The organism is Pseudocolwellia sp. AS88 (genome assembly GCF_030551755.1).
In the GTDB taxonomy this organism is placed as follows: Bacteria; Pseudomonadota; Gammaproteobacteria; order Enterobacterales; family Alteromonadaceae; genus Pseudocolwellia.
On the sequence record NZ_JAUPEC010000038.1, the window covers coordinates 1 to 21,702 of the forward strand.

Sequence of the window (21,702 nt, forward strand, 5' to 3'; positions counted from 1 at the left end):
ACAAAATGATCGCTACGTTCTAGAGAAGTAACCTTAGCACCTAATTCTTCAAACAAGGCTTGATATAAGTCTCTACCAGCACTTGAATGCTCGTAAATACCAATATGTTTACCTTGCAAGAAAGGCTTATCAAATAACGAAGAATAACGAAGCACATATTCTTCAGCAGCTACGCTACTAACTTCTAACTCTTCTAAAACATCTAACGGAGTAAAATTCGCTTCACTTTTTAAAATAGATAACTCATCGCTTTTACTAATTTCACCATCAGGTCGGTAAAACTTTAAACCATTACGATCAAATGGAATGTGACTACCGGTAACCATAATACAAGGAATGTTTCTTACCATCGCGGCATAAGCTAAAGCAGGAGTAGGAATAACACCATAATAAATTATCTCAATGCCCTGCTGCTTTAAAGCGGCACTACAAGCTTGAGCCATAGCATAGCTACTTGGGCGATTATCAATAGCAATAGCTAAACGGTCAAAAGTAAATTGCCATTTTAACGTATCAATAAAAGCTAAAGAAAATGCAGCACAAACGTCAGGGGTAAATTGCTCTACCAAACCACGTGCGCCACTTGTACCAAAGGCAATACCGCTATTGTCTAAAACTATATTTGCTTGTAATGTGCTCATATTATTTTACTCTGCCGTAACGGTCTTCAAAGCGTACAATGTCGTCTTCACCTAAGTAAGAACCTGACTGAACTTCAATAAGCTCTAAATCAACTTTACCTGGGTTTTCTAACGCGTGAACTGCAGTAATAGGAATATACACAGATTGATTTTCTGAAACATATTGCTCTGTTTCATCAATCGTTACACGAGCCATACCCGAAACTACAATCCAATGTTCAGCACGATGATGATGCATTTGTACCGACAATTTGGCACCTGGTTTAACAGTAATACGTTTAACTTGGAAACGTTCACCGCTATCAACTGAATCGTATTTACCCCAAGGGCGATATACTTCACGATGAATAGTCGCTTCAGTACGATTATTAGCTTTTAACTTGTTAACAATAGTTTTAACGTGTTGTGCTTCATCTTTATGAGCAACTAAAACCGCATCTTTAGTGTTTATAACCACTAAGTCTTTAACACCAACCGTTGTTACTAATTTATCTTCACTAATAACTAAAGTGTTTTGAGTATTAACAGACTCAACATCACCCGTAAAAGCATTACCGTTTGCATCTTGGTTAGAAACCTCTAATAATGCAGCAAAACCACCAACATCATTCCAACCCGCGTCCATAGGAACCACAACTACGTCTGAATTATTTTCAGCACATAAAGGCTCCATTACTGCATAATCGATTGAATCGTCAGGACAAGCCATAAATGCGTCTTTATCTACACGTACAAAATCCATATCTTGGTTTTGCACTTGCATTGCTTTAACACAAGCATCGTAAATTGCAGGGTTATGTTTTTTAAGTACATCAACGTATTGGCTTGCCTTAAACATGAACATACCGCTGTTCCAGTAATACTCACCAGAATCAACATAGCCTTTAGCTGTTTCTAAATCAGGCTTCTCAACAAAGCTACTGACTAAATAAGCGTCATCACCTTTAGTAGCATTAACTGCACCACCACGTTTAATATAGCCATAACCCGTTTCAGGGCTATTAGCTACAATACCAAAAGTAACTAATTTATCATTTTTAGCATGTTCATAAGCTTGTTTAACAGACGTTTGAAAAGCAGCTTCGTCACTAATTACGTGATCAGCAGCTAATACTAATAATACAGGGTCTTCACCATCTTTAGCTGTTTCTAAAGCATGAATTGCCGCTAAAGCAATAGCAGGAGCCGTATTACGGCCTACAGGTTCTAGAAATATACCACCGTGCTGAGCACCTAATGTTCTTACTTGTTCAGCAGCGATAAAGCGATGCTCTTCGTTACAAATAAGCATACATGGCGCATTACCTAAACCATTTAAACGAGAAATGGTTTGTTGCAGCATAGTTTGGCTATGATCATTACCACAACCTAAAGCTAAAAACTGTTTTGGGTAGTTACTACGAGAAAGTGGCCATAAACGTGTGCCAGAGCCACCCGCCATAATTACTGGTAAAATCATTTTTAAATATCCTTTTTTTTAACTTAACAACTAAACAGAGTAGTTGTTTTTTGAGGCATATTTATACCTCTGATAACTTTAATATTATCAAACCAAGCATGCACATTGACATATCCGTTAATATTTTTAGGAGCGAAAATTTCTGAATTCCCTCCATGAAAAGTAGAAAATAGAAATTCAGATATAGAACTTTGTTTTGTGAAATTAGAGCGAAAACTAATATCCGTATTTTCAACTACTCTGATTCCATCGACATATATAATGGAGAACCCATCATTCTTATCTTTATTGTTAAGACGGAGTTGCATTGTTATTGTATGCCATGTACCTTTTTTTAAGATCTTTTTTTTGCTTTTACTACCAAATCCATAAGTCAAATCATAATTTTGATCATATAAATAATTTTGTAACATACCATCTTCTTTAAATAATATACGAGCACTCCAACCGATTGGTTTCCTTTTATTACCACCAGTTACAGGGTTATCTGGTGCTAATCCATGTAGCTTTCCACCTTTAACCCATTGAAAGTCGTTTTCAAAGCAGACATCAAAAGATAAAGTAGCGGATTGAACTTTAGAAGCTAGCTTGATTCTAGATGATACTCTTCTACTACCTTTAGGGTATGCTACATAAGTTACCCTGAGTGCCTTATTATTAATGGGTGAATCAGTAGTTTTAATTTCAACTAATTCGGATAATTTAAAATATTGATATTTATCAAAAGACTCTTCAAAGTCAATGGATAAAAGTTGATCACCTCTAGGGCTTTTACAGGCACTAGTCAAGATGACAATAGTTATTAAAAGGCGATAAATCATTTATTCGATTAGAGCCTGAATTTTACGAGCTATTGCAAGTGAGAATGACTGATTTTTATTGTTAATAACTCCTGATTTAAATCCTCCTCGGTTATCAAGTAAATTAAATAGTCCAGTTTTATCAAAACATGCATTACAACCATCCAATTCTGAGAACTTTCTAGCTGTTGATTTTTGATGTTGGTTACGGTGTTCACCTAAATCTGAATCTCGTGCCATAACAATTATTGGTTTTTGTGCTATTAATGAAGATATTATGGTCCCCATACCTGCATGAGAAACAATAAGTTCAGTTCTACACATTAAACTTGTAAAGTCTTGTGGGTTAATATAATTACTAAACTTCATATTATTAGGTTTAAATGATGTATTGCCAATTTGTGCAAAAACTTCAACATGAGGGTTGTTGCCTGCCCACTCATCCATAGCAATAATAAGTCGGTCAAAAGTTAACTGAGTTCCAATAGTCAAAAAAATCATATAATGCTTCCTATATACTCAGGACCTTCTTTCTTACTTAATTCTGGCCATTGAGTTAACCAAATATCGGTAAATTTTTTTGCTGCTTTACCAGATTTTGATAACTCATCTGCATTTGCAATACTATCTACCCATATTGTTTTTTTACGAAATAATATTTTTGCAATAACAATACAAACTAAACCAGGTAATGCTCCTGTTGATATAACAACATCTGGCTTTATTTTATAAAGTAAATATGTTGTTCTAATTACATTTTTTAATTTAGCTAAAACACCGCTATCTTGATTAATATCATAAGTTGTATATTGTGATATAAAGTGATTAGGTGCTATATAGTCTTTATTAGTAGATATAATCGAAGTGTCATATAATTTAAATAAATCATCTAATCTATTAAGTTGAACTAAATGACCTCCTTCTGATGCTATAGCTAATAACTTCAGCTTTTTAATCATGAAAATACCTCTTTTGAGTCTTGCTTCCATTTTTTTGTATATTTAACATTAAAATCAATTTTTTCAGCTGTATTCAAACTATTAGAAATACAACTCATTACAGATGCAGAGATACTCTCTTCATCTAAACGGGTAAAGGTAGGCCTATAATCAGAAAATATATCATTATTTACCGTGTTATCAGAACAAACAGCATTTTTATTCATACTTACAGCTTCAATTAACGCACACATTTGAATCTTGTCGTCAGTTGTTAAACATAAAACAACATCGCACTGCCTTAATAAACTTACATACACTTCCTCTGATATAAAGCCTGTAAAGGAAACTCCATCAAAGACGGAATTTTCTTTGAAAAGCTTCGTATAACGGCCAGTCATTATGAAATTATGGGTTTTATTTAAAATAGCAGCAGCGTTAATAATCTCATTTATAGGTTCATCTTTAGCATAACTAACCGGTACTAAAACATTTATTTTATCATTCAAATATAAAGATGTTTCACTGGGATTATTTATGTTCCCGTTGTAAACAATAAGTGGATCTCCAAGAACATAACTAACTACACCAAAGGCAGAATCTATATCCTCTTTGACTCTAGCATTATGGCTGAGGACTTTATCGCTTTTCTTAAATAAATAAGAAACAAAAGGGATATGTTTCCATTCAGATCTTAAAACTCCATTATGACAATCAAGTACTATTTTACATTTATGATTAAATAAAAACTTATATAAAAAGACTGAATATAAAATCAGAGTTGGCGGTACAACTACAACCACTAATTTAGGCTGATGTTTAGCTAGTAACAATACAGTTTTAAAGAAATTTACAATATAATTCATGGGCTTTAAGTATTTGTTTTTAAATATATATTTTACCTGTATATCGGTCATAGAGGTTTCAGTAGATAAACTAACAGATCTTCGAATACCTGTTCCCCAGCCTATAATAACCTTATTATTTATGCTCATTTTGAAAAGTGAATCCTATTATTTATTGTCCATGTTATTTCAGGGTCGTGTATTTTAATAAATTTTGCTGGATTACCTCCAAATACATGAAAATCAGGTATATCTTTGGTCACTACTGAGTTAGGAAATATAATGGCTCCCTTCCCAATAGTTACACCTGGCATAATAGTTACATTTGGGAAGAGCCAAACATTATCATTAATGTTTACAGTTCGATTTAGTAGTGGCGCCCCACACTTATTAATATCATGCCCTTGAGAATATATTTTACAATCATGTGAAATATTTACATTATCACCTATATTAACACCGCAGCGATTATCTATATAACACCCTTGATTTATAGTTGTTCCACTACCTATCTTTAAATTAGCAAAGTCAAATAAAAAAACACCTGAATGGACTGTTGAAGTTAAACAAATGTTATTATTTGAGAACAAATTCAGATAATGGGCCCTCAACTTAAAAAAGAAACATAAAGTAAGGATATAGTTATGTAATCTAACAATTAATTTTTTAATACTAATTTTTATAAATTTATTTTTCAACATGCTTTAGCCAATCCTTAAGAGCCTCTCTTGCTTTGATAGCAGTATCTCTGTTTCCTTTCACTTCGTTGGGTATATTGTTGGCTAAATCATCATATTCATTGATATATTTAGTAATATCTATTTCTAAGCCTGCTAAAGTAGTAGATGATGATAAACAAGTTCCTTTGCCTAAAGAAATAGCGACTTGTTCAAGTTTATTCTCTATACCAATAGATAAAACTGGTTTCCCTAAAATGGTTGGTAGCCAAACACCATGTGCTCTTGCGCTAATAATATATTTAGAACCGTCTACTAAACAGCCTAAAAAATAAGACATACTTGATTTATTTAAATCGTAAACTAACCATTCTAAATCGTCATTTTCTTGAATAATATTTTTATCGTATTCTTTAAACAATGCTACTAGTCTTACTCTAATACCCGCTTTATGCTTATTCCTACAACTTTCGATCATGTTAGAAATCATTAATCGCCCAGTTTCAGAATAAGGCCACTCTCTAATAATATATGTATATTCATATAAATTTTCATTAATAGTTGAGCCTTCTTTCGTAAACCAATCATTACTATTGAAAGATGGATCTGTAGTTAATAGTGGTAAATCTTTATTTGGAAAAAAATTTTTATACAAATCATGGCTTTTTTTATCCCTTAATGATACAAAATCAGCAATTGAAGAGAACTTCTTTAACCTCTGAAAACCTTTACCTTCAGATTCAAATGGGCCAATACCGATGGAGAAAGATGCAACATGCTTAGTCTTTATTAAATTTTCTATAACTGCCTTATCTTTTGAATATATTAATCTTTTAATCGCATAATATGGATTTCTATTTTGTGAAATAAAATAAGAAAGCCTAGAAAAAAAACTTTCTTTTTCATAAGCTTTTTGGCTATTTTTAAAAGAAAAAAACTGACCACCTCCACCATAAACTACAGCATCAACCTGCATGGGAATCTTATAATGGATTACTTTAACACCTAGCTGCAGTTTTTCGGCTAATACAACATCTTCGACACCAACGTAAATATTCTTTGGCTCTACAACCTCTTTAATAATATTAACCATACAAACTAGTAAAACATCATCTCCTAAATTACCAGGACCATAAGCCCCCCTGATGTAAACTTTTATACTCACAACGACATTCCTTTTTTAATATTTTGATAAAAACTAAATAACAGACTTATAGACATAATAACGAAGACTGTTAGCCTAATATTGATTGAATCGATGAAATAACCATTCAAAAAACAGACAATTGAAAAACTAAACAAATATAATGACGTTTTACTAAAAAAAACTTCTGAAGAGGAAAAAAGTTTATGTTTTAAATAAACAGGCAACATGACTATAAATGAAAGGAGTGATGATATTAAATATAGTAAAGCAAAGCCCAATAAAGATAAATTCTCAATAAAGTAGACTCCCCCAACAAATAGTAGAAGCCAAATACCGTTACTAATCAAGCTTAGGTAATTTTTATTTTCACCAATTATGACTCTGTAAATAAACGATTTAAAGGCGTTCAAAATTGATACCGATAAAACTATAAAATAAGATAATAGCATGCTCGAATCATAGTATTCATTACCAAAAACTATAAGGTGTGCTTCATGTACTGACATCAGAAATCCAATGACACATGAAGCAGGTAACCAAGCAGAATATATATTCAGAAATGATATATACGGGAAGTTATTATCTTTAGTATTAACTTGAGATATAAGAACATTTCCTGCAACTACAGAGAATTGAGAAATAATCCAACTCCATTGCATAATTGTTACAAACATCGCTATTGTATACGTTCCTAATTTTTCATTTAGGACATTATAGATAATCCAAAAACACAGAGGGACTAATGCTGAAGCGCATAACAAATAGATTCCTTGCGATGTAAATCTACCTAATTCTGCAAAATTAAATATACAATTATTAAGAGTCGTTTTACGCTCTTTTTTTCTTATTAAAAAATAACAAATAAGTGATATTAAAAGCGTAAAGTAGGGTATAGAATATAAAAGGATATAATGATAAATGTCAGATGAAAGTAGAAAGTAATCAATCAATAAAGTGAAAATAAAAAAGATAAAAGACAGAGTACAAAATAATGCATAAAGTTTGTGTTTTCCTTTTTTATATAGTTCACCCAACAAAGGTGCAGACAAGGCGATACCAATTAAAACAGCGCAAAGTATATATTTAGTATTTCCCTCATAAAAAAAATGAAAAAACAGACATATTAATAATAAGTAGCAAAGAGTGAATATTGAGGGGTATAACAGTGAATTATTCTTTTCCTTGTTAGATGAGCATAATTGGGATAACACATTTAGATATGTTGTACCGAATAATACAATACTAGAAGTTAAAATAGCATAAAGACTAAAAACATCCATATTTGCAGTTCGTGCCACATAAATATTGAGCAATACACTACTAATTTTCAGACTAATTGATCCAAAGCCATTCATTAAGATTTTCTTTAAAATATGAATCACTTTTTCTCCGCCATTTGTAATGTAATTATATAGCCCAAAAATATTCCAATTGCATAAATTTGATACGGTGTGGCTGAAACTATAAAGATACAGCACATGAACCAGAAAAGCGGTGGTAAACTTTGCCCCTTGTTATTGAACTTGAAAAAACTCAGAAAGCAGTAAGTAACAAACAAAGAGATAAATCCAAACTTACAATAAAAGGTAAAGTATCCTGAGTCGATATTTATGTTGTATGGATCTAAATCCCTATAACTAAACCAAGGAATATAAAAAGGTTTTCCTATACCTGTACCAAATATAAATTCATTAATGGAGAAAGAATCAATCATATTCAATGCAGGTTCATATCTAGTAGTTATTTGGTATATTAATGCTTCAGCCTCAAATGCATCTAAAACACGTATTGAACCTGAATAATAACTATACAAAATAAATGCAGAAACAAGAAAACAAGCAGAGACTAAATAAGCTATAGTTTTTTTGATGCTTTTATAATTGAATAAAAGAATTATTAAAACCATTGAAATAATTATAAATCGTGAATTTGCAACCATTATACAAATCACTGAACATATAATTGCAAGATAAGCTGAGTTTTCTTTTAATCTGATTGTGAATTTATTACAAAAGATAGCCAGTAGATAAGCGACACAAAAATATGTACCTGCATCCAAATACCTGTAACTATTATCACTGTAGAAATCATCATTAATATGTGAAAGGCTTATTTGGAAATAAGTCAACTTTATTATTGAAAGTACTCCTACAATTATGACGAGTTTATTTATACTTTTTATATTCCAGGAATCTGTCCTAATTACTACAAGCTTATAAATAATGTAGCATTCAAAAATAAGTATTACTGGCCTTAAATCTTTCAATAAATACTTAAATTGAACAGATGAATATAACGCTGATAAAAAATAAACAAAATATACACCAAGAATCAATATTATTTTTTTATCAAAATTGAGCCTAAAATTAACTTCATGGGTTCTTATTTTAAAGAAATGTGCGATTAGCACACCAATAATAATAGAATCATAAAAGAACACGCCCTCGAAGACATTCATAAAACTAAAAGATGTCGATGAAGGATATAAAAGTATTGAAAGTACAAGAATAAAGCAGTATTTATTAGGCTTATAATATGAGAGAAAACCTAACCACATGAATAAACTAAAAAATATAAAAAAAATCATTTTCTCGCCTTAATATATGTTCTAATAAATAAGATTAAAAGACTCAGTGAACGTGATGAGGAAGAAGTATAGAGAAAAACTGAAAGAAGCTGAATCAGTCTATATCGTATCGATTTAATGCTATTAATCGGTTGATTGTATCTAGATCTAAGTACATATTTACATAATATCAGCTTTACCACACTTGGTTTTAGAACTTGAAGTAAATCATCATTAATTTGTGTACCCATAATAAACTTACAATTATAAAGCATGATATATAAGGGGACTTTTGCTCCTAAATCATTTGCTATATTAATTAGTTTTATATCATCAATTGTAAATTTAGATATCAACCTGTGACTATCTACTAAATTATATTTTGCAAAATCCATATCTTTATAAGCATGTAATGCTTGATGTATCAAAGAATATTCAGGTGATAAAACTCTAATAAGTGGATTTTTATATAATACGGCCTCTTCACTATCAGCCCATAAGAAGTCATTATTAAAATTAAATAGATGAGGGTGAATTAACGATTTATGTAAATCAACAGTAACACCTTTGATATTATTAGAAAGAAACGAAATTTCATATAAATCACCAAAAGTACCAGGGCATTCTTTCTCTTTATACTTCATAAAACTGCTCAATATACTTACAGCCTTTTCCCAATGTTCTTCTTTAACAAGTATATCGATGTCATTAGAGGTTCTTGGTGCCTGTGCAGAATAAAGTAAAGAAGAAAAAGCGGCCCCTTTCAAAAGAATCATAGAAACACCAGCCTTAGAAAACTCATCAATCATTTGATTTAATTGTATTTTTTTAGATAGCTCAGTAACTATACCCTTATTAGTTTGAATCGTTAAAAACATTTGAATACTCGGATCTAAATCCTCAAATATATTAATGTTTTTAGCCTTAGATCTAAGTAATGGTACTAATCTTTGATGTAATTCTTGATATACAAATAAATCAGTATAAAGACTAATAATACGTTTTTTATCAGATATTGAATAAGTACAAATATCAGAACCACTTGCTAGGCGAAGCAATTCGAAATATCCAGAACCTTTATTTTTTGTATATTTATAATCAAACATTGAATTAGCTATTGAGCCAATCGCCCAATAGACCAGTAATCAAAACCTTTAGCTTTCATACGTGCTGGTTCAAATAAATTACGACCATCAAAAACTACTGCTTCGCTTAGTTCGTCTTTAACTGTATTAAAATCTGGAGCTTTGAAGTTTTGCCATTCTGTACAAACAACTAATGCATCAGCACCTTTAAGAGCTGATTCTTTAGTTCCCATTAAACTTAAATCTGCGCGGTTGCCACAAATGCGTTGCGTTTCTTCCATTGCTTCTGGATCGTATGCTTGAACTTTCGCTCCAGCTTTCCAAAGCGCATCCATTAATACTAAGCTTGGTGCTTCGCGCATGTCGTCTGTGTTTGGTTTAAATGATAAGCCCCATAATGCAAAAGTTTTACCTTTTATCGCATCTGGGTTTTCAGCTAAACCATAATGTTTAGAGATGTATTCAAATAGTTTGTTCTTTTGCGCATAGTTAACTGCTTCAACCGCTTTAAGTATTTGCGACTCGTAGCCAATACCGTCAGCTGTTCTTACAAGTGCTTGTACGTCTTTAGGGAAACATGAACCACCATAACCACAACCTGGATAGATAAATTGATAACCAATACGTGGGTCTGAACCTATTCCATGACGAACGTTTTCAATATCTGCACCAACACGTTCTGCGATGTTAGCCATTTCGTTCATGAAGCTGATTTTTGTGGCTAACATACAGTTAGCTGCGTATTTAGTTAATTCAGCTGATTTGATGTCCATAACAATGATTTTTTCATGGTTACGGTTAAAAGGTTCGTATAACTCACGCATTAACTCTTCAGCTTCTGTTGAGTCTGTACCAATTACAATACGATCTGGTCGTTTACAATCGGCAACGGCAGAACCTTCTTTTAAAAATTCAGGATTAGACACAACTGAGAACGTTGGTGCTTTGCCTTGTTCAAATCTAGAATTTAATACTTTCTCTACTTGAGCAGATACTTTGTCAGCTGTGCCAACAGGTACTGTTGATTTGTCGATAATCACTTTAGGAGATGTCATGTAGGTAGCGATAGTTTCTGCTACTTTAAGTACGTATTTTAAATCAGCTGAGCCATCTTCATCTGGAGGAGTACCTACCGCGATAAATTGTAGTTCACCGTAGTTTGCGCCAAATTCAGCATCAGTTGTAAAAATTAAACGCCCTCCTGCATAGTTACTTTCAACCAATGGCGTAAGGCCTGGTTCGTAAATTGGTATAATTCCTTTTTTAAGATCATCAATTTTATTTTGATCTATGTCTACACAACAAACGTCGTGTCCTGCATCAGCTAAAACTGCTGCTTGTACTAGGCCTACGTAGCCTATTCCGTAAAAAGTAACTTTCATTTTCTTCTTATTTCCTTAAAGTATTCAATTTAAGTCATTAAACTTGTCAGCGAATTCCGCTAATTTTCTCTAATTAGGGATAAACCCAAAATCTTTTCACCACAGAGTACACCGAGGCGCTTCGCGCTTGACCGAGCAGTGATAAAACACTTAAGGGGTAAACACCTCAAATATTAAACCTGTCAGCGAATTCTGCTAATTTTCTCTAATTAGGGATAAACCTAAAACCTTTTTAACCACAGAGTAAACTGAGGCGCTTCGCGCTTCACCGAGTAGTAATAAAACATTTAAGGGTTAACACCTCAAAGATTATACCTGTCAGCGAATTACACTAATTTTTCGAATTAGGGATAAACCCAAAACCTTTTTCACCACAGAGTACACCGAGGCGCTTCGCGCTTCACTGAGAAGTGATAAAACATTTAAGGGTTAAACACCTCAAAGATTAAACCTGTCAGCGAATTCCGCTAATTTCTCTAATTTCTCTAATTAGGGAATAAACCATAAAACCTTTTCACCACAGAGTACACCTAGGCGCTTCACCGAGCAGTGATAAAACATTTAAGGGTTAAACACCTCAAAGATCAAACCTGTCAGCGAATTCTGCTAATTTTCTCTAATTAGGGATAAACCCAAAACCTTTTCACCACAAAGTATACTGAGGCGCTTCGCGCTTCACCGAGCAGTGATAAAACCTTTAAGGATTAAACACCTCAAAGGTTAAACCTGTCAGCGAATTCCACTAATTTCTCTAATTAGGGATAAACCATAAAACCTTTTTCACCACAGAGTACACCGAGGCGCTTCGCGTTTCACCGAGCAGTGATAAAACATTTAAGGGTTAAACACCTCAAAGATCAAACCTGTCAGCGAATTCCGCTAATTTCTCTAATTAGGGATAAACCCAAAACCTTTTTCACCACAGGGTACACCGAGGCGCTTCGCGTTTCACCGAGCAGTGATAAAACATTTAAGGGGTAAACACCTCAAAGATTAAACCTGTCAGCGAATTCTGCTAATTTTCTCTAATTAGGGATAAACCTAAAACCTTTTTAACCACAGAGTAAACTGAGGCGCTTCGCGTTTCACCGAGCAGTGATAAAACATTTAAGGGTTAAACACCTCAAAGGTTAAATCTGTCAGCGAATTCCGCTAATTTTTCTAATTAGGGATAAACCTAAAACCTTTTTTGTTGTTTCTAATATGCGTTTTTATCGTTAAATGATTTAAATACTGTACCTACAATAATTTTCACATCAAGCCACAATGTCCAGTTACGTATGTATTCAAGATCGTATTTTATACGCATTTCCATTTTGTCTATGGTGTCGGTTTCACCACGCCATCCGTTAACTTGTGCCCAGCCAGTAATTCCTGGGCGTACTTTGTGGCGAAGCATGTAGTAGTCAACTTCTTTACGGTAAGATTCGTTATGGGCTACAGCATGAGGACGAGGACCAACTACTGACATTCTGCCTTGCAATACATTTATAAATTGCGGTAATTCATCAAGTGATGTTCTACGTAAAAAAGCACCTAATGGTGTTATACGAGCATCGCCTTTTGTCGCTTGAGTTACTACGTCTGAGTTTTCGGTAACTGTCATTGAGCGGAATTTATAAACTTTGATTTTTTTACCATCAAGGCCATAGCGATTCTGCTTAAATATAACAGGCCCTTTAGATGTAACTTTTACTGCGATAGCAATAAAGAGTAAAGGTATTGAAATAAGGGTAAGAATAACTAGAGAGAATGCGATATCTTCAAAACGTTTGAGTGCTGCGTTACCACCACGCATAGGATTATCGTAAACACTGATGGTTTGGATATTACCTATGTGTGACATGGAAGCATTCATTAAGGTATAAACAAATAAGTCTGGTACAAGTTGTACGTTTGCTGTTGTATCGCCTAACAGTTGAAGAATATGCTTAATTCGTTCTTCAGCGATCATAGGAAGTGCAATATAAACAACATCAAACTCGTTGTTTTTGGCGCGTTCAACACCTTCTTTAATATCGCCTTCAAGCCAAGCATGGTAAGTCGCATCTATTCTTTCAGGAATTCGATCATCAAATATAGCTGTTAAACGAAAGCCAGTATCTGGGTTGTCTAATATTTGTTGCGCTAAGCGTTGACCCGATTTCGTTATACCTATAATAGCTACACTGCGAGTGTTCATGCCTTTTCTTCGGATTTTTGCTAAAAATCGATTGAAGAGAAAACGCCATGTAATAAGGGATAAAAAAGTAGCTAAAAACCAAATAAATGAAGCAATACGTGAAAAGTCCGCTGATTGTTTAGTGAAGAACATATAAGTGATCACTAAAATTGCAGCAAATGCCCATGAAATAAAGGTATAAAACATGAGTTCATTGAAAAAACCAGCACGCCATGAACGATACAAGGCAAAAGATTCAGCCGTTAAGAAAAAACCAATAGAGGCAATCAGAGATAGTTCAAAATATTCTTTAGTATAAGGAACAGAATAGCCATATAAAGCTACGATCAACATGAGGTGTATTACTGCTAGATCTATTATTCGGTAAACAACAGCAAATACGTTAATGTTGTTCTTAATCATACCGTTATTATTATTGATCATATTACTACATATTCCATTAAACTAGATTTCCATAAAACAACTAATTAAAGTTATTTTATTGTATACTAAAATCAATTTAAAAATGATAATTAAATTGTTTTTTTTCAAAAAAATATTTAGAGATCTAGCTCTCTAAATCATTAATAATTGTTTGTCTAACTTCTGATAAATATTGCTTTCCACTTAAGTATGTGATCTTTTTCACCTTTAAGTTTTTAACTAATTCAGTCAGCTTAAAAAAACGTTGTTGTTCTAACGACAATGCTTTATAAGCACTGCCTAATATACTATTTTGAATTAATAATATAACCGCTTCAGCTGATGATATTGTAGTAATATTACAAACATTTGAAATATTATCATTATTTTTATTAATTTGTTCAACTCTATTTAAGATATAAATAGTTTTGAGTTTTTTTGGTTGATTACAAAAATCAAAACCATTGCTTTTATTAATATTAATAATTTTTTTAGCAAAACTTTCATGAACTTTCACTAATTCATCATTATTTTGATTATCAATTATCTCTAACGTTTCTGGCCACATACGTGCAACTGGCCAACTTGGATATATAATATAATCTTTATCTTCTTGATGTAACGCCATCATATCATCTGTCATTACAGCAAATTCTAACTTACATAGCTCTGCGGTAAGTGTTGTTTTACCTGTTCGGCTAGGTGCTACAAAAGCAATGGCATGCTCTTTATAAGCTAACGCATTGGCATGTATACAAAGTATATTATTTAGTTCTAGCCATAAGGCTAAACCAATAGTTTGAAAATAATGTGCAGAGTCTGTTCCTTGATCATTCCAGCTAACATCAATGTTATTTTTGTTTATTGTGAATAAACCTTTACCTTGGCAATCAATTTTAAGTACATATTGAGTTGATGCTGAGGGATCTTGTTTATTTTGATTAATTGTTAAGCTAACAATTGATTGGTAACGTTCGCCTTTGTCTTCCATGATCCAATCAGGTGCTTTTTCTTTAATACTGTTATTGAAAGTATTTAGGTTTAGCTCGCTGAAATTGATATTTATGCTGTGCTTAATTTCATGATTTTTAAGATCAAAAAAAGGCTTGCAAGCAATACCATGCAAAGGGATTTTATATAAGAGATTCATTTGTAATTGAAGTTATAAAGCCTATAACTATTTATAGGCTTTATAAAAAACATAATTAACCTTGGAAAGGATTACGTTTAGTGTGACCACCTTGCTCATCTGGAATGCTACCAGAAAAACCTTGGGTAAGTTCAGCAAGATTACCAGCATTAGTTAATACAGGTTTTGTATAAGCTAATTTTTGGTTGTTTTCGTTATTTTCTTTAATTGATTTCATATTATTTGCTTCCTTGATATGAGTTAATTAAGATTTTCTACGGAAATTAACTAAAGCTAATAAACCCGTAAGAAATACTAAAGCTGTTGCTGGTTCAGAAACTACTGCTTTATCAGTATCAGTTAAGAAAGAGTAGCTTGCGCCTGCAGCTAAAGAACTTTCCCAAGCAATATTTAATGTTCCAAATAAATCTGGAGCGCTGTATACATCTGTAAATGAAGCAGTTGTACCTACGTCATCACTTGAAACAAATGGACGACCAGCTTCTGAGCCATCTGTATATTCGATAGTTTCTTCAATATCGAAATATACATCAACTAGACCAGCATTAATTAACAAGTTAGTTAAACCTGAAGCTGTGTTGTTAACTAAAACCCACTCACCGAATAGTGTATTAGTACTACCATCGTAATCGCCGAAAGTTTCACCACTTAATGATAAAGACCAATCAGAACCAACTACGCTGCCAGATGTAGCATCTGTAGCAGACCAAGTAACTAACTCTTGTGAGCCGTCAGCAAAAGAAGCAGTAACTTCGATGCCAGCCATGTCTGCGCCATCAATAACACTGATAATACCAGCTTGTGAAGCTAAACTAGCAGATAATAAAACTGAACCAACTAATAATTTTTTTAACATTTATCTTCTCCTTAAGAGGGATGTGTATTTACGTTACATTAGCATATACAACAATCGAGCCAACTATGTTTGTGCATTATATTTCAACAACTTAAGCTAGAGCAATCATCCTAAACACTAAATTCACAGTAAATTGTAAAAAATACAGACAGTGGTTAAAATTAGATAAATCTTTGCAATGTAACCCAACCTATTTATGCATATAAAACGAACAAAGCAGTTATATTAATTCTTGTTTCGTATTATTTGCTGCGGATTATACATTTACTCAGATAATTTTAAACACTATTCATTACATTAATGTTGCAAATTATCTTTAATGTAGGAATGATACACACAATTTTTACAGGCTATAACTTCTATAAATTCACGTTATAGAATAATTAAATTCACCTATAAGCCTTTATATTACTTGGGATTTTCAGTTTTATGGATAATTTATTCGTCGCATTTAGTTCTCTAATAAGAAAAGAAAAGTTTCAACATAATATTAGAAACATCACTTCAGTAAATTATTTTTCCTTTGAAAACAATGAACTTATTGATGTAAAACACCATTCGTATTGTTTTTCTTACTACTCAAAAACATCTGATCACTCAATAAATATTGATCAATTAACTACAAAAACTTATTTAAACGATAGCCACAAAAACAACAATATTAATTTTGTAGGTAACTATAGAATTGACAATAAAGAACAACTTTTGTCTGAAAAAATAGAGATAACCTCTAGTGTAAAAAAATCCGACAGTGAATTAGATTTATATTCTGATGAATTATTTGAAAATTTATATGCGCAATATAAAGATGATTTACCAAAATACTTAAAAGGTAACTTTAGCTATATATTGTGGGATAAGAATAAAGACGAATTGCATGCTGCGCTAGATGCTTTTAGTGGTCGTTCATTATTTTATATGCAGATTAATGATGAATTTTATATAGCGTCTGATGCTAAAGTTTTAGCTGGTCATCCAAGTTTAACGCTTACAGTAAATAAACAAGCCGTTGTGCAATGGTTGTCTGGTAGACCTGATCCTAATATTTCTATGTACAATGAAATTAAGCGTTTGCCTTGTGGTCATCAATTAATTTGGCGTAATAATAAAGTTACGGTTTCTAAGTTTTGGGATATATATGCGGATAAATCTATTCGTTATAAAACTACTGACGAATATAAGCAGCATTTTTATGATGTGCTTTCGAACAGTGTTTTTAATCGACTAAACACTTCTACAAAGAATCTTACATCTGCTCAAACATCGGCTTCGCCTGTTTTCTGCCAAATGAGTGGTGGCATGGATTCTACCTCTATTACTGCGTTAGCTAATATAGAAACGCAAAAATCAGATCAAGCACTGCATACGCTTTCTCATAGTTATAAAAATACTGAAAGCTGTAATGAAATGGATAACATTAACGATATGATCAAGAAGTTAAATTTATCGCATTCTCATTTTGTAGAATTAGATAAGTTTGATGAGATTAACTTTGGCCAACTCTACCCTACTGACTTTGATAACCCAGGCATTGTTTTATCGCCTAAATATCATGAAGAGCTTTCGTTAATTCAACAGTTAGGCGCTACTACCTTATTAACAGGTAATGGTGGCGACGAAATTTGTTGGGGTCACAGCTCCACTTATCGATCTCGCTTATATAAAGGTGAAGTTGGCGTTATTAATGAAGTAGTTAAAGCCTGTGCTGAACTTAACGAGCCTGTTACGGGTTCTTTGATGAAGCTTTTTGTGAAGCCTTTAATTCCTAATAGTTTGCAAAATTTACTTCGTTTAGCCTTAAACAAACCAAGAATTAACGAAACTGACAACCCTACTTCCGCTTGGTTAACTGAAGAAGCTTTAAGCCATTTAGATGAAGACGCTTTTAACCAGAGTATTAGTAATCCGTTTAGCAAAACTTTTGAACCTGCTAAACATGCAAGATTTCATTCTTTAAAAACCACCTCTACTTATAATTCTATGCGCTCTTACCAAAAAGTAGCGAATGAATATGGCATTGATGTTCGACATCCATTTTTTGATGTTGATGTTGTTGAGTTTAGTTTTGCTATTCCTGACAAAATGTTGATTCAAGGTAGCTATCCTAAATGGTTGTTAAGAAAAACCATGGAAGATTATTTACCTGAGTCGGTTGTGTGGAATAAACACAAAACGGTATTTGATCATCATTTTGCTAACCTGGTTAGAAGTAATGAAGATGAATTACGAGAATTGCTAAGTCACACTGGATTGCATGATTTGGATTTATTAGATAATGAAGTGTTATTAAGTGAGTTTGATGAGTTAGTACGTAATCCTAATCGCCATTTAAATGTAGATATGTTGTATGCGATTTTAACTCAGTCTTGGTATCAAACTCATTGTGTTTAGATATGTTTGGTTTGTTTACTTGTAGCGTTATTTATTTTAATAACGCTAAGGTACTTTGATCGTTTGAGGTTTTAAGTTCTTTGTAGGTTGAGATAACTTCTGCTGAGTCGTTAATGATCTGATTATTACTTGATAACCACGAATGAGCCGCTAGTTTTCCATCCACAAATTTTACACCTAAGTGTAATTTTGTTTCTATGTTAAAGCTATTTAACAGTTCTTTTTGAGACAAGCATCTTCGTAAGCAGTTCATGTGTTTGTAATGATTACGCCCTGCCATTTCATTTAAGTTTATTATTGCTAGGATTTTATTGGCGTCGTTAGAATTGGCTAAGGTATTTGTTTCTAATTCAGTTGAAGCAGTTTGACTAACAACATGCTTTTGCCACTTTTTATAACTTTGCTTAGATACACGCCAATCCCATTTAGCATAAAGTATCCAAGACTTTAGCAATATCTTGTACTCATTAAACGACAATGAGAAAAGCTTACTTATTTTGCTTGTGCTATTGCTCACGTTATTTGAGTACCAATAATAAAAGATTAAATGTTAGTTTGCTTCAACCATAAGGTTTTGAGCTAGCATATTGCTAACAAGCTCAGTTAAATCAGTAGTTACTTGTTCAACACTTACTTCGTATTTGGTATTCATCAACTCTATGACTTGCCCAACACTTTTACCTTCTTGTAAGTTTTCAATCATGAAAGTGCCTACTGGATCTAAAGTAAAATAATTGCCGTTTTCTGGTTCTAAAATTACCGTTTCGTCATCAACCTTTTGAAAAAGAACGTTACTAACTAATTGGTATTTATTGGTTTGTGCAAGCAATTGGAGATCCTTAATATACGAATTTACGGAAAATAAAGTTTATCTATTCGGCTTATTAATTTGTAAGCCTACCCTATAAACCAAGTAACTTTGAGAATGCCTATTATGCTAAGTTTGTGAATACAGTGCAACGACAGTATTCGTTAACCAGAGCTTAATATTACAAATTTTAAAGAGTGAATTTAGCAACTTGTATACTATTTACTCAGCTTCTGAAATAATTTATATTTATTTACAATTGAATCTACATAAACAGGCTGATTTTGAGTAGCATAGAGCTAATATCATTTAAAAATTATAAGAAAATAAAGAAGTAAAATTTATGGGTGAAAAACCAAACTTGTTCAAACGTGTGTTATTCGGTATGTTCAATGCCATTAATGTGTGCCGCAAAATTGTTATTAACCTCTTGTTTTTCGGTTTAATTATTATCTTTTTTGTTTCTATCAGTAACGATAACGAAATGATTATTGTAGAAAAAAATTCAGCGCTAATTTTAGATATTAGTGGCGATATTGTTGAGCAAAAGAAACAAGTTGATCCTATGCAAGCTTTTATGAACGAAGCTTTGAGCAACAACGACCAACCTCCAGAAATTCTTCTTGCAGATATTTTAAAAGTTATTGAATCTGCCGCTTCTGACAAAAGAATTAGTTCTTTGGTGTTGAAACTAGACCGAATGGGCAGCGCAGGTTTAACCAAAGTTAATATTATTGCACAAGCCATTGATAAGTTTAAAGAGTCTGGCAAGCCTGTTACTGCAATTGGTGAGAACTTCACACAAGATCAATATTACTTAGCCAGTTATGCTGACGAAATTTGGTTAGATCCCAACGGTTGGTTAGTGTTAGACGGTTATGGTCGTTATCAGCTTTATTACAAATCGGCTATCGAAAAGCTTGCCATTACTCCTCATATATTCAGAGTGGGTACTTATAAGTCGGCAGTTGAACCTTACATACGTGATGATATGTCGGAGCAAGCTAAAGAATCTAATCAACTTTGGTTAAATGATTTATGGAGCAAATATAAAGCTGACGTTGCTGAACAACGTGGTTTTAAAATGACTAACTTTGATGAAACTGCAGACGCTTTAGTAGCTAAGCTTGAAGCGGTAAATGGCGATTTGGCTAAGTATGCTTTAGATAATGGCTGGGTTGATTCTTTAAAAACTCGCAATCAAGTTGAGCAGGCATTAAATGAAATGTTAGGCGTTGATGAAGGCGATGACACTTACGAGTCGGTTCGCTTTCGCGACTACTTATCATTGTTAAACCTAGATTTCCCTATTCATCATACCTTTTCAAATAATGTTGCGGTTGTTGTTGCTAAAGGAACTATTTTAAATGGTTCGCAAGACCCTGGCATTATTGGTGGCGATAGCACAGCTCGTTTATTAAGAGACGCACGTGAAGATGACAGTATTAAAGCTGTAGTTTTACGCGTTGATAGCCCTGGTGGTAGTGCTTTTGCTTCTGAAATTATTAGACAAGAAGTTGAATTACTTAAGCAAGCAGGTAAACCTGTTGTTGCTTCAATGGGTACTTATGCTGCGTCTGGTGGTTATTGGATTTCAGCATCGGCTGATAAAATTTATGCCGCACCAACAACGATTACAGGTTCTATTGGCATTTACGGTTTAATGATGACTTTTGAAAATGCCTTAAGCAAATTAGGTGTTTACACTGATGGTGTTGGCACAACTGAGTTTGCGGGATTTACCCCTACTCGTCCAATTTCTAATGGCATTGCTCAAATTATTCAAATGAATGTTAATAAAGGTTATCAAGACTTTATTACTCTGGTAGCTGATAACAGAAATATGACAACCACTGAAGTAGACTCTATTGCTCAAGGCAGAGTTTGGTCGGGCGCTAAAGCTAAAGAATTAGGTTTAGTTGATGAACTAGGCGGTTTAGAAGACGCAATTGTTTCTGCAGCTGAGTTAGCGGATATGGAAGATTACGGTACCATTTTAATTGAAAAGCAGTTATCGCCAACAGATTTATTTTTAAAGAATGTATTTGGCCAAGCGAGTGCTTTTTTACCTGAGTCTGTTTTTGAGCTTAGCCCGATTGAGAAAGCTATGGCTGAACTTAAAGGTGAACTTGAGTCGTTAACTTACCTTAATGATCCTAAGAACATTTATACCTTGTGTATGAGTTGTGATGTTCAATAAGCCGTTTGCTGTTTTCTGAGCTCATTCTGCTTAAATAAAAAATACAGTATTAAAAAAGCCCGATTAAAGTTAATAATCGGGCTTTTGTGTTTCTACTGTCTCGTCCTGAAATGTGTTTACACATTTAGGACTTATTATGTGCAAGCCAAACAAGACACCCACTAAACGTACAC

At 33.1% G+C, this 21,702-nt stretch carries 19 protein-coding genes and 1 pseudogene; 2 read left to right on the forward strand and 18 right to left on the reverse strand.

Translation table 11 applies throughout. From position 1 onward, the window contains the following. From Q5N69_RS17700 to Q5N69_RS17775, 16 genes and pseudogenes are all read right to left on the reverse strand, one after another. Positions 1-641 (reverse strand): annotated as a pseudogene (locus Q5N69_RS17700) (phosphomannomutase); the annotation flags it as partial. 1 nt (position 642) lies between these two features. Then, complete coding sequence (locus Q5N69_RS17705) at positions 643-2,100, reverse strand: mannose-1-phosphate guanylyltransferase/mannose-6-phosphate isomerase (RefSeq protein WP_304370420.1); 1,458 nt, start codon at positions 2,098-2,100, stop codon at positions 643-645. A 23-nt stretch (positions 2,101-2,123) separates the two neighbouring features. Then, the gene (locus Q5N69_RS17710; RefSeq protein ID WP_304370421.1) at positions 2,124-2,921 is read right to left on the reverse strand and encodes a polysaccharide lyase; all 798 of its coding nucleotides are present in this window, start codon (positions 2,919-2,921) and stop codon (positions 2,124-2,126) included. Further along, entirely contained in the window at positions 2,922-3,401 is a 480-nt protein-coding gene (locus Q5N69_RS17715; protein ID WP_304370422.1) for a glycosyltransferase, read from the reverse strand. It lies immediately after the preceding gene. Next, positions 3,398-3,859 carry a hypothetical protein gene (locus tag Q5N69_RS17720; RefSeq protein WP_304370423.1) on the reverse strand — a complete coding sequence of 154 codons (462 nt, stop codon included), beginning with the start codon at positions 3,857-3,859 and terminating at the stop codon, positions 3,398-3,400. Before Q5N69_RS17720 ends, Q5N69_RS17715 begins: the two co-directional genes overlap by 4 nt. After that, on the reverse strand, positions 3,856-4,833 hold the full coding sequence (locus tag Q5N69_RS17725) for a glycosyltransferase (protein WP_304370424.1): 978 nt from the start codon (positions 4,831-4,833) through the stop codon (positions 3,856-3,858). Before Q5N69_RS17725 ends, Q5N69_RS17720 begins: the two co-directional genes overlap by 4 nt. Further along, positions 4,830-5,384, reverse strand: a complete 555-nt coding sequence (locus tag Q5N69_RS17730; RefSeq protein WP_304370425.1) for an acyltransferase — start codon at positions 5,382-5,384, stop codon at positions 4,830-4,832. Before Q5N69_RS17730 ends, Q5N69_RS17725 begins: the two co-directional genes overlap by 4 nt. Continuing rightward, positions 5,371-6,525, reverse strand: coding sequence for a polysaccharide pyruvyl transferase family protein (locus tag Q5N69_RS17735; protein WP_304370426.1), 1,155 nt, complete (start codon positions 6,523-6,525; stop codon positions 5,371-5,373). The genes Q5N69_RS17730 and Q5N69_RS17735 overlap by 14 nt, the downstream gene beginning before the upstream one ends. Beyond that, complete coding sequence (locus Q5N69_RS17740; RefSeq protein WP_304370427.1) at positions 6,522-7,889, reverse strand: hypothetical protein; 1,368 nt, start codon at positions 7,887-7,889, stop codon at positions 6,522-6,524. Before Q5N69_RS17740 ends, Q5N69_RS17735 begins: the two co-directional genes overlap by 4 nt. Continuing rightward, complete coding sequence (locus Q5N69_RS17745) at positions 7,886-9,094, reverse strand: DUF6369 family protein (RefSeq protein WP_342866488.1); 1,209 nt, start codon at positions 9,092-9,094, stop codon at positions 7,886-7,888. Before Q5N69_RS17745 ends, Q5N69_RS17740 begins: the two co-directional genes overlap by 4 nt. Next, complete coding sequence (locus Q5N69_RS17750) at positions 9,091-10,179, reverse strand: nucleotidyltransferase family protein (RefSeq protein ID WP_304370428.1); 1,089 nt, start codon at positions 10,177-10,179, stop codon at positions 9,091-9,093. Before Q5N69_RS17750 ends, Q5N69_RS17745 begins: the two co-directional genes overlap by 4 nt. Positions 10,180-10,187: 8 nt before the next feature. Then, positions 10,188-11,540, reverse strand: a complete 1,353-nt coding sequence (locus Q5N69_RS17755) for a UDP-glucose/GDP-mannose dehydrogenase family protein (RefSeq protein WP_304370429.1) — start codon at positions 11,538-11,540, stop codon at positions 10,188-10,190. A 1,198-nt stretch (positions 11,541-12,738) separates the two neighbouring features. Further along, the gene (locus tag Q5N69_RS17760) at positions 12,739-14,145 is read right to left on the reverse strand and encodes an undecaprenyl-phosphate glucose phosphotransferase (protein WP_304370430.1); all 1,407 of its coding nucleotides are present in this window, start codon (positions 14,143-14,145) and stop codon (positions 12,739-12,741) included. Between the two features lie 124 nt (positions 14,146-14,269). Beyond that, a complete protein-coding gene (locus Q5N69_RS17765; protein WP_304370431.1) occupies positions 14,270-15,274 on the reverse strand; it encodes a hypothetical protein in 1,005 nt (334 codons plus the stop codon). Between the two features lie 55 nt (positions 15,275-15,329). Continuing rightward, positions 15,330-15,491 (reverse strand): lasso RiPP family leader peptide-containing protein, encoded by a 162-nt coding sequence (locus Q5N69_RS17770; RefSeq protein WP_304370432.1) that lies wholly within the window; start codon positions 15,489-15,491, stop codon positions 15,330-15,332. Positions 15,492-15,518: 27 nt separating this feature from the next. Further along, positions 15,519-16,130, reverse strand: coding sequence for a hypothetical protein (locus Q5N69_RS17775; RefSeq protein ID WP_304370433.1), 612 nt, complete (start codon positions 16,128-16,130; stop codon positions 15,519-15,521). Positions 16,131-16,559: 429 nt separating this feature from the next. Here Q5N69_RS17775 and Q5N69_RS17780 point away from each other — a divergent pair, with 429 nt between their 5' ends. After that, complete coding sequence (locus Q5N69_RS17780) at positions 16,560-18,521, forward strand: asparagine synthase-related protein (RefSeq protein WP_304370434.1); 1,962 nt, start codon at positions 16,560-16,562, stop codon at positions 18,519-18,521. Positions 18,522-18,552: 31 nt separating this feature from the next. On the opposite strand, the gene Q5N69_RS17785 is transcribed toward Q5N69_RS17780, so the two are convergent. Further along, on the reverse strand, positions 18,553-19,038 hold the full coding sequence (locus Q5N69_RS17785; RefSeq protein WP_304370435.1) for a lasso peptide biosynthesis B2 protein: 486 nt from the start codon (positions 19,036-19,038) through the stop codon (positions 18,553-18,555). A gap of 33 nt (positions 19,039-19,071) precedes the next feature. Next, entirely contained in the window at positions 19,072-19,350 is a 279-nt protein-coding gene (locus Q5N69_RS17790; RefSeq protein ID WP_304370436.1) for a PqqD family protein, read from the reverse strand. A gap of 322 nt (positions 19,351-19,672) precedes the next feature. Here Q5N69_RS17790 and sppA point away from each other — a divergent pair, with 322 nt between their 5' ends. Further along, a complete protein-coding gene (sppA, locus tag Q5N69_RS17795; RefSeq protein ID WP_304370437.1) occupies positions 19,673-21,529 on the forward strand; it encodes a signal peptide peptidase SppA in 1,857 nt (618 codons plus the stop codon). Positions 21,530-21,702 lie beyond the last annotated feature (173 nt).

Coding starts and splice junctions, on each gene's coding strand:
- Q5N69_RS17775 (WP_304370433.1), bottom strand. CDS start 16,130: ATGTTAAAAAAATTATTAGTTGGTTCAGTTTTATTATCTGCTAGTTTA.
- Q5N69_RS17705 (WP_304370420.1), bottom strand. CDS start 2,100: ATGATTTTACCAGTAATTATGGCGGGTGGCTCTGGCACACGTTTATGG.
- Q5N69_RS17755 (WP_304370429.1), bottom strand. CDS start 11,540: ATGAAAGTTACTTTTTACGGAATAGGCTACGTAGGCCTAGTACAAGCA.
- Q5N69_RS17765 (WP_304370431.1), bottom strand. CDS start 15,274: ATGAATCTCTTATATAAAATCCCTTTGCATGGTATTGCTTGCAAGCCT.
- Q5N69_RS17780 (WP_304370434.1), top strand. CDS start 16,560: ATGGATAATTTATTCGTCGCATTTAGTTCTCTAATAAGAAAAGAAAAG.
- sppA (WP_304370437.1), top strand. CDS start 19,673: ATGGGTGAAAAACCAAACTTGTTCAAACGTGTGTTATTCGGTATGTTC.
- Q5N69_RS17750 (WP_304370428.1), bottom strand. CDS start 10,179: ATGTTTGATTATAAATATACAAAAAATAAAGGTTCTGGATATTTCGAA.
- Q5N69_RS17720 (WP_304370423.1), bottom strand. CDS start 3,859: ATGATTAAAAAGCTGAAGTTATTAGCTATAGCATCAGAAGGAGGTCAT.
- Q5N69_RS17770 (WP_304370432.1), bottom strand. CDS start 15,491: ATGAAATCAATTAAAGAAAATAACGAAAACAACCAAAAATTAGCTTAT.
- Q5N69_RS17745 (WP_342866488.1), bottom strand. CDS start 9,094: ATGATTTTTTTTATATTTTTTAGTTTATTCATGTGGTTAGGTTTTCTC.
- Q5N69_RS17725 (WP_304370424.1), bottom strand. CDS start 4,833: ATGAGCATAAATAATAAGGTTATTATAGGCTGGGGAACAGGTATTCGA.
- Q5N69_RS17730 (WP_304370425.1), bottom strand. CDS start 5,384: ATGTTGAAAAATAAATTTATAAAAATTAGTATTAAAAAATTAATTGTT.
- Q5N69_RS17760 (WP_304370430.1), bottom strand. CDS start 14,145: ATGATCAATAATAATAACGGTATGATTAAGAACAACATTAACGTATTT.
- Q5N69_RS17710 (WP_304370421.1), bottom strand. CDS start 2,921: ATGATTTATCGCCTTTTAATAACTATTGTCATCTTGACTAGTGCCTGT.
- Q5N69_RS17715 (WP_304370422.1), bottom strand. CDS start 3,401: ATGATTTTTTTGACTATTGGAACTCAGTTAACTTTTGACCGACTTATT.